This is a genomic window from uncultured Cyclobacterium sp., from assembly GCF_963976465.1.
GTDB lineage: Bacteria > Bacteroidota > Bacteroidia > Cytophagales > Cyclobacteriaceae > Cyclobacterium.
The window spans coordinates 1-8,574 of sequence record NZ_CAXBOC010000213.1 but is presented as its reverse complement, the minus strand read 5'-3'; the positions used below and the strand labels follow the sequence as shown (position 1 = coordinate 8,574).

The window sequence follows — 8,574 nt, the reverse complement described above, 5'->3', positions numbered from 1 at the left end:
CTACAGTAAAATTCTATTTGACTCCCTATTTAAAATAAACCCCAACATGAAAATAATATATGTTTCGGGGGTAGGAACGGATAGTACAGAGAAGGGTAATTATATGTGGGCAAGAGTTAAGGGCAAAACCGAAAATTACCTTTTAAACCTTGGCTTTAAGGATGCCTATGCTTTTAGACCGGGAATAATTTTGCCAGAAAAAGGAGTGAAATCAAGAACCGGATGGTATAATACAATGTACTCACTTCTTCGGCCTGTTTTCCCAATAATTAAAAAAATGAAAGGTACCATTGGAAGTAGTGACTTAGGCAAGGCCATGCTATTTCTCCTTAAAAGCCCAATAGAGATAAAAATCATTGAACCGAAACAAATTAAAAATTTGGTACGTCATTAAACCATAAATGATTTATGGGAATTGATATCATATATATAAGTTATTTTATAATAAAAGGTTAGCGTAAATCACCTTACTGCTCACATTGATTATATGCTTTTCGCAGATTCAATAAGTTGCCTCACCTATTGAGGCTTAAAAATTCAAAAGTAGATTAAATCCTAGATTTGTGTTTTTCCTTCCGGATTTTGTGTTAGCCATTCCCCTATATTTTTATGAATTTTAACCCAAAGAAATCAATAGACTTTCTATTATTTGTAATAATTGCTTCAAAAGCAGCTACTTCGATGCTCTTTTCAATTTCATCATAGCGATTTGATTTAAAAAAATTCTGCAAAGAGCCTGATATTTTTCGATTGAAACACTTTCTAAGAAAGTTCAGGAAAGGTATCAGGCATGCTTTGACATAATCCAATTTAAACTATAATAACTAAAAAAAATGACAACAATAGATAAATCTAAACCAGTATTGGTAACAGGGGCCAATGGATACGTGGCCAGTTGGCTAGTAAAAAAATTGTTAGATGAAGGAATAACAGTGCATGTAGCGGTTCGAGACCCTAGCAATGACAAGAAGGTTAGTCATCTAAAAGTGCTAGGTTCCAAGGCAAAGGGAAACATCAAATTTTTTGCCGGTGACTTAATGAAACCGGGTTCTTACAAAGCAGCCATGGAAGGTTGTGATTTAGTTTATCATACAGCCTCCCCATTTACTATGGATATAAAAGATCCACAAACGGAATTAATAGCACCTGCCGTAAGTGGTACAGCCAACGTTTTAAACACTGCTAAAGAAGTAAGTAGCGTAAAACGCATCGTTGTTACCAGTAGTTGTGCTGCCATATATACGGATGCCATTGACACGGTCAACGCGCCTGAAGGTAAAATTACTGAAGAGGTTTGGAATACTACAGCATCTATCGACTATCAACCTTATTCTTATTCGAAAACTTTGGCTGAAAAAAAGGCCTGGGAATTAGAAAAATCACAAAATCAGTGGGACTTGGTGACCATTAACATGTCCCTTGTACTGGGTCCGGCATTGAACCTTGGCAATACAACTTCAGAAAGCATAAACATACTGAAAATGCTTGGAAGTGGGGAACTCAAAATGGGGGCACCTAAAATGGGGCTTGGTGTGGTTGATGTTCGTGATGTTGCAGAAGCACATTATAAAGCAGGATTTACCCCTGAAGCAAAAGGGCGTTATATAACATCTGCTTATGATACAAACCTATTGGAAATGAGTAAAATTCTGCTACCTAAATTCGGGGACAAATATCCTTTACCCAAAAGAGCGATGCCAAAATGGCTTCTGATGTTGGTAGGGCCAATGGCAAATAAACTCTTTACAAGAAAGTATATTAAAAACAATGTCAACATACCATTCCATGCTGACAATTCTAAAATCAAAAAGGAGTTGGGCATCAAATTTATGCCTTTGAAAAAAACAATGGAGGACTCATTTCAAATGATGATCAATGAAGGAATTTTTAAATCCAAATAGAATATCCATTGTCACTGAAACGGAAAATATAAGCATAGTAAAGAGGTCCAATTGGACCTCTTTACTATGCTTATTAATTAAGGGTTAAAGTAGACAATAAATATGTATTGGATATTAAAATCACTTTTTAATATCTACAAAGTAGCTGAATTTGAACCATATATTGGTCGTAATGAAAGGCCTATTGCATAGCTTACCTTAAAAATGCATGTCAGCAAAATCCAGGTATTGTTGCCAATCGTAAGGCAACAAGCCATGCCCACCGGAGCGAATGTGGTAACCGATGCTTCCCATCACCGGATGATCTAAAGGAGGGAGTACTGTTGCAGGCATCCCCTTTTTACCAAATAATTCGTAGGCCGGAGAAGCAGCGACACAAGACAAAAATTCTCCTTTGGGATCTGCCCATTTATCCTCTACACCACTTGCAACATATAAAGGTCTAGGGGCCATTAAAGCCAATAACTGGTGTTGGTCTACTGGCAAATCACTTTCGCCTTTATTATAAATCTTAAAACTGTCTGAGAACCAATAAGGAATCACCTCAATCATTCGACCAACAGTCTCTCCATAAGCTCTACGGGATAGGGCCGCTCCGCCACAACCCGAATTATTGGAAATAACCATCCCAAACCTATTGTCGGTTGCACCCGCCCATAAGGCAGCTTTACCTAGCCTACTATGCCCCAAGACAGCCACCTTTATTGTCAACCCAATCTTCACTTTCAAGGAAATCCATCACCCTGGAAAGCCCCCATGCCCAGGCAGCAATACTGGCCCAGGAATTGGGTTTTCTTTTTTCTTCGGGATATAAAGCATGAACACCGTCTTTAAACCCATCTGCATAATCGGGGTCGATCTCTCCGTAATACATGGTCGCCAAACCATAGCCTCTGCCTAAAATTTCTTCATAAGGCCAATTGTCTATTCGTTGTCCTCTACCCTTTTCTGAAGCTTGATTGTTAAAACTCCCCATTTTCTCATTATTTCTAATCCAGGTTTCCGGAACAGCCACCTGATTATCTGAAGAAATGGTGTGGTTACCATAAAAATTAAGTCCTAAAAATACCGGCACTTTCTTTCCAGAATTGGGATAAAAAACCAATAGGTTGAAATCTAAAGATTGTCTTCCCCTTTTCAAAGTCAATCTAACCACCTGTCTAGTGGCTTCACCATTTAGGTAATTCTTATCTTCCAAGATTACTTTACTTGAAATTTGACCATCCCATTTAGGGGATTTACCATAAACATGATTTTCAAAAAGCCCCAAGATTTCCTTTCTTCGCTCCTCCCACTGCTTTTTGTTGCTAACAGCTTTGCCATTTTTCATGGTGAATAATTCCGGCAAACTATATTCAGGAACTTTTTCTTCCTCATAATTGGGGGAAAAATCCTGACTAAAAGCAGGGATCACAATACTTAATAAGCAAACGATTACTATAATTGGCTTCATTCTATACTTTTAATTTCAATAGGTAAATTATTATATATATTCAACGTTTACAAAAATCATTATTAATAAACATATTACTGTCGATCAAAGAATTTTATACTTAATTCTCTCTTTGTCAAAAACTACTATTTTATTTTTATCTTCTAAGAAGAATAAGCTATTTTTTTAAATGGACAGTACTTTCAGACGCTCGGTATTGTTCCAATAAACCTTTCAATTCTTGTACTTTACCAGGAAATTCATTGAATAAATTAACCCTCTGCTCCACATCTTTTTCCATATCAAACAGTAATCCCTCTGTCTCAAAATCGTTATACCCTTTTAGTGCCTTAAAAGATGTCGGTAAATTCCTATGACCTCCTGTGGAGTCATTGATATACAACCATTTTCCTTTTCTAATTCCCCAAGTATTGGCATAGGTATTATGAATTGTTGCCTCCCTCAAGGGAGATGAATAATTTTCAGACATTAAAACAGGGCTTATGTCGTAACTATCCGGTGCTGCCATTTCCGGAAGGCTTGCACCTGAAATTTTCACTAAAGTGGTCATTAAATCTACCTGCGAAATTGTTTCCGTAGCTATTGATCCAGCTTTAATTTTTCCCGGCCATTTTATTATAAAAGGAACATGGTGTCCTCCTTCCCATACATCTCGTTTCAGACCCCGCAAATTACCCATGCTAAAGTGCCCATACCTCTCAGCCCTTTCCCAAGCATAGGCTTCGGGTCCATTGTCAGCACTAAATATTACTATTGTATTGTCTTCTAAACCTTTATTTTTAATGGCCTGAATAATTTGCCCTGCTACCCAATCTGTTTGCACCATAAAGTCACCATATGCTCCTGCTTCAGATTTACCATCAAATTCATCATTTGGAATAATAGGAGCGTGTGGTGAGGGTAAAGCAAAGTACAAAAAGAAGGGCTTTTTGGGATCTCTGTTATTTATATATTCTACTGCATTCTCAGCAAGGTTTGGCAAAACCTCATAGGGATTCCAACCTTCAACTTTTGGCCCGGGCCTAAACTCCCAGTTCCCTTCTTTTGTAGCATATCCAATATTATCAATATCCATTGATGCATTAGGAATAACCGGTAACCGATCATTTTTCACCCAAGCATAAGGAGGAAAATTAATGGTACCGTCGCCATAATAATAATCAAAGCCTCTATCAATTGGCCCACCGGTAATTGGCTGACTCCAATCTACATCTTCCGGTAAATAAAATTTGCGCTTTTGTCCCCATTGCATAACTTCTCCCGAAGGTTCATTCTTGAACACCCAATTCCAACCCAAATGCCATTTCCCAATGCAGGCAGTCTCAAAACCATTGTCTTTCAAAACTTGAGGAAGGGTAATATCATTGTCATTAAAAAATGGTACTCCGAAAGCTCCTACAATTCCATGCTGACGTCTCCAATGGTAAGTTCCTGTGAGCAATGCATACCTGCTAGGCGAACAGATCCCGGATGAACTGTGGGCATCGGTAAAGCGCATACCTTCTTCTGCAAGCTTGTCCAAATAGGGAGTTGGAATTTTAGAATCAGGGTTCTGAACATTTAAATCCCCATACCCCATATCATCAGCATAAATAATAACAATATTCGGGGGCCTTTCATTCTCACTAATCCCACAGGAAAAAACAATTAGGCAAATAGCGATAAATAAAGCATTTTTTATCAGTAAGGTAGTCATTGGGAATATCATTGGACTGTATTTAATTCAATATAAAGTAAATATGGCTAAACGCTATTAACTAAACCATTTTAAATGCGTTTAATCTTTGTCATAATCCTAGCTTACAAAGGTTAATCAGATTGTGAATGAGGTAATAGCCAATAAAGGAGTAGGTGTTCTATTTCTAAAGATGTTCAGGTGTGATTTTAAAAAGTGATATACTCATGTTTATTGAAGCCACTTTCTAACCAACGATATAATATTAATTTTTTAAAGAAGCTTACCAAATTTAATAAAAAATTCAATTAATCCGTTAAAAACCGAAAGTTTTAAAGGACAATACGATAAAATCCGTAAAAAAGTGCTTTTTTTGCACTGCCAAAGTTAAATGTTATTCTGAAGGCTTATTTATATGAAGCGAAGTGATTATTTGATTTTGGAAACTCAATGTTTGGAATACATCAATAAACCACCATTATGATTTTAGGAATTTTAAAAGAACCTTCACCGGAAACTAGAGTTTCTCTACATCCGGAAGCAGTAAAGGTCCTAACAGGAACAGGCAATAAGGTCCTGATTGAAAAAGGGGCCGGTGCGTCCTCTTTCCTTTCTGATGCCACATTTTTGGAAGCGGGTGCTGAAGTTAAAGAACGCCAAGAAGTTTTAAAAGAGTCAGAAATGATTTTTCAAATCACGCCCTTAGCACCTGAAGATTACCAATCATTAAATAAAGGAAAATATTTATTTGGTGTCTACCAACCATTGGTGGCAAGAGAGTTAATGAAAACCATTGCCGATACCGGGGTATCCTTGTTTAGCATGGATTCCATTCCAAGGATCACCAGGGCTCAAAGTATGGATGTGCTTTCCTCCATGAGTACTGTTTCCGGTTATAAAGCGGTATTACTTGCCGCTGCCAACCTACCGAGATTTTTTCCTATGCTCATGACAGCTGCAGGCACTATTGCACCGGCTAAGGTATTGGTTATCGGTGCGGGTGTGGCAGGTTTGCAAGCCATCGCAACTGCCAAAAGACTTGGCGCCGTAGTAGAAGCCTTTGACACCAGACCTTCTGTTAAAGAACAAGTGGAAAGTTTAGGTGGAAAATTTGTGGAAGTCCCCGGTGCAGTTGAAGACAAAGGTGCTGGAGGATATGCTGTTGAGCAATCTGAAGAATACAAGAAAAAGCAATCTGAGATGTTGGAGCAATCTATTGTCAAATCAGATGTTGTGATCACCACTGCCTTGATTCCGGGAAGAAAGGCTCCGATTCTTATTACTAAGCCTATGCTGGAAAAGATGAAGGCAGGAGCTGTAGTCGTGGATTTGGCCGCTGCTAATGGCGGAAACTGTGAAGGCACACAAAACAATGAAACTGTCACTGTCAATGGTGTAACAGTGATAGGAAATTCAGCTTTGCCTTCCACCATGTCTCAGGATGCTAGTAAAATGTACAGCAAAAACGTACAGAATCTTTTAAAATTACTATTAAAAGAAGATCAGTTGAATCTCAACTTTGAAGATGAAATTATTAAAGGAACCTGCATCACACATGATGGAGCAGTAGTTTATGAACCCTTATTAAAATAATATGGAAGCGATTATTGAATATATATCAATTAACCAACAAGAACTCTATATTTTCATTCTAGCGATATTTGTAGGTGTTGAGGTGATCTCCAAGGTACCTACAGTATTACATACCCCGCTAATGTCTGGTTCCAATGCCCTTTCGGGAGTAGTGATTGTCGGATCAATTATAGTTTTGGGAAAAACAGATCCATCAAACTACCTGGCCTTGTCTTTAGGCTTTTTGGCAGTATTGCTTGCTACCCTTAATGTGGTAGGCGGTTTTGCTGTGACCAATAGAATGTTAGAGATGTTTAAGAAAAAACCCGGTAAAAAATAGAAATGATGATTTTACAGATAATAGATATTTGCTACCTGATAGCGGTAGTACTTTTTATCGTTGGGATCAAGATGATGAGTCATCCGGATTCTGCGAGGAGAGGTAATAGCATTGCATTATCAGGAATGATATTGGCCATTTTAGCCTCTTTTTTAACACCAGGTTTAGATAATCTGGCACTGATTCTAATTGCCATGGTTCTTGGAACCATTGGTGGTATATATTCCGCCAAAACTGTACAAATGACGGCCATGCCTCAATTGGTATCCTTCTTTAACGGAATGGGTGGAGCTGCTGCTGCTTTAATTGGACTGGTAGAATACGGCGACCTTCCCGTAGATGATATTGGTAAAGGTGCTGTTTTGATGTCCAGCTTAATTATTGGATCCGTTTCATTTTCCGGTTCTTTAATTGCCATGGGAAAACTTCAAGGGGTTGTAAAAGATATTCAAATCAATAAAATCTTAGGCTTTGCAGTCCTTGCCATTGCCGTGGCTTTGGCTGGTTATATTTTATCATCAGGTGCTCCACAACCAATATTAATCTATGTGCTGGTACTATTGTCCTTGATTTACGGTCTAATGTTCGTTTATCCAATTGGGGGAGCAGATATGCCTGTAGTTATTTCATTGCTTAATTCTCTTACCGGGGTTACAGCCGCTACAACTGGCTTACTGTATGACAATAAGGTAATGCTAATGGGTGGTATTTTGGTAGGCTCTGCAGGAATTCTGTTGACCTTATTGATGGCCAAAGCTATGAACAGATCAGTTTCTAATATATTATTCACCTCCTTTGGTTCTTCTGCTGGAGGAGCTGCAGCCGGAGTGGATGGCGAACAAGTGGCCAAAGAAATCAATGCCTATGATTCTTCTATCTTAATGGCTTATGCCAAAAGAGTAGTGATTGTACCGGGTTATGGCTTGGCGGTTGCCCAGGCACAGCATGCGGTACATGATTTAGAAAAAATTCTAGAAGAAAAGGGTGTAGAAGTTCTGTATGGTATTCACCCTGTGGCAGGTAGAATGCCGGGACATATGAACGTATTATTGGCCGAATCAGATGTCCCCTATGACAAGCTTATCGAAATGGATGACATGAACGAGAAGTTGCCCAATACAGATGTTGTCATGGTAATCGGTGCCAATGATGTGGTTAACCCTGCAGCCAATGACGATCCATCAAGCCCTATTTATGGAATGCCTATATTGGAAGTCAACAGAGCTTCCAATGTAATTGTAATTAAGAGAAGCATGAGCTCGGGTTATGCCGGAATTCAAAATGCACTTTTCTTTGAACCCAAGACGCGAATGCTTTTTGGGGATGCCAAAAAGGTACTCAACGAACTCGTTGCAGAAGTAAAAAACATGTAACATAAAAAGGCTGCTTTTGAAAGCAGCCTTTTTTTATGGTTTAAATGAATTACAATTTTTTAGTAGTACTCAAAAATTTCTCGTCTAGGCCAGTCTTACTTTTTCTTCCCTACAAACCTAATGACCGACCCCTTACCATTGTGGTACAAGCCCTCTCCCAACTCCACTTCTTTTTCTTCCAGCTGCAAAATTTCATAATTGGAAAAATCTGCTTTGATTTCCTCAACAGAAAAAAGTGAATCCAAATCTCTTGGGCCACC

7 protein-coding genes and 1 pseudogene are annotated in these 8,574 nt (G+C 38.5%); 5 read left to right on the top strand and 3 right to left on the bottom strand.

What is annotated here, in order from left to right; genetic code table 11:
- Together AAC037_RS12980 and AAC037_RS12975 are read left to right on the top strand one after the other, a co-directional pair.
- Window positions 1-394 (top strand): annotated as a pseudogene (locus AAC037_RS12980) (epimerase); the annotation flags it as partial.
- 439 nt (window positions 395-833) lie between these two features.
- Window positions 834-1,901, top strand: coding sequence for an NAD-dependent epimerase/dehydratase family protein (locus tag AAC037_RS12975; protein WP_339903392.1), 1,068 nt, complete (start codon window positions 834-836; stop codon window positions 1,899-1,901).
- 198 nt (window positions 1,902-2,099) lie between these two features.
- Here the strand turns inward: AAC037_RS12975 and AAC037_RS12970 are convergent, their stop codons facing one another.
- The 3 genes from AAC037_RS12970 to AAC037_RS12960 all read right to left on the bottom strand — a co-directional run bounded on the left by AAC037_RS12970 (window position 2,100) and on the right by AAC037_RS12960 (window position 5,062).
- Window positions 2,100-2,591, bottom strand: a complete 492-nt coding sequence (locus AAC037_RS12970; protein WP_339903391.1) for a hypothetical protein — start codon at window positions 2,589-2,591, stop codon at window positions 2,100-2,102.
- Window positions 2,581-3,354, bottom strand: a complete 774-nt coding sequence (locus AAC037_RS12965) for a hypothetical protein (RefSeq protein WP_339903390.1) — start codon at window positions 3,352-3,354, stop codon at window positions 2,581-2,583. Before AAC037_RS12965 ends, AAC037_RS12970 begins: the two co-directional genes overlap by 11 nt.
- Before the next feature lie 157 nt (window positions 3,355-3,511).
- A complete protein-coding gene (locus AAC037_RS12960; protein WP_339903389.1) occupies window positions 3,512-5,062 on the bottom strand; it encodes an arylsulfatase in 1,551 nt (516 codons plus the stop codon).
- A 447-nt stretch (window positions 5,063-5,509) separates the two neighbouring features.
- Here AAC037_RS12960 and AAC037_RS12955 point away from each other — a divergent pair, with 447 nt between their 5' ends.
- Genes AAC037_RS12955 through AAC037_RS12945 form a run of 3 tightly spaced genes read left to right on the top strand, consistent with a single transcriptional unit; the run spans window position 5,510 to window position 8,314 of the window.
- Window positions 5,510-6,622 carry a Re/Si-specific NAD(P)(+) transhydrogenase subunit alpha gene (locus tag AAC037_RS12955; protein ID WP_339903388.1) on the top strand — a complete coding sequence of 371 codons (1,113 nt, stop codon included), beginning with the start codon at window positions 5,510-5,512 and terminating at the stop codon, window positions 6,620-6,622.
- A 1-nt stretch (window position 6,623) separates the two neighbouring features.
- Complete coding sequence (locus AAC037_RS12950) at window positions 6,624-6,941, top strand: NAD(P) transhydrogenase subunit alpha (RefSeq protein WP_014021957.1); 318 nt, start codon at window positions 6,624-6,626, stop codon at window positions 6,939-6,941.
- A gap of 5 nt (window positions 6,942-6,946) precedes the next feature.
- A complete protein-coding gene (locus tag AAC037_RS12945; protein WP_339903393.1) occupies window positions 6,947-8,314 on the top strand; it encodes an NAD(P)(+) transhydrogenase (Re/Si-specific) subunit beta in 1,368 nt (455 codons plus the stop codon).
- Window positions 8,315-8,574: the final 260 nt, after the last annotated feature.

What these genes read in the sequence shown, in the direction of transcription:
- AAC037_RS12975 (WP_339903392.1), top strand. Translation starts at nt 834, where the DNA reads ATGACAACAATAGATAAATCTAAACCAGTATTGGTAACAGGGGCCAAT.
- AAC037_RS12965 (WP_339903390.1), bottom strand. Translation starts at nt 3,354, where the DNA reads ATGAAGCCAATTATAGTAATCGTTTGCTTATTAAGTATTGTGATCCCT.
- AAC037_RS12960 (WP_339903389.1), bottom strand. Translation starts at nt 5,062, where the DNA reads ATGATATTCCCAATGACTACCTTACTGATAAAAAATGCTTTATTTATC.
- AAC037_RS12955 (WP_339903388.1), top strand. Translation starts at nt 5,510, where the DNA reads ATGATTTTAGGAATTTTAAAAGAACCTTCACCGGAAACTAGAGTTTCT.
- AAC037_RS12950 (WP_014021957.1), top strand. Translation starts at nt 6,624, where the DNA reads ATGGAAGCGATTATTGAATATATATCAATTAACCAACAAGAACTCTAT.
- AAC037_RS12945 (WP_339903393.1), top strand. Translation starts at nt 6,947, where the DNA reads ATGATTTTACAGATAATAGATATTTGCTACCTGATAGCGGTAGTACTT.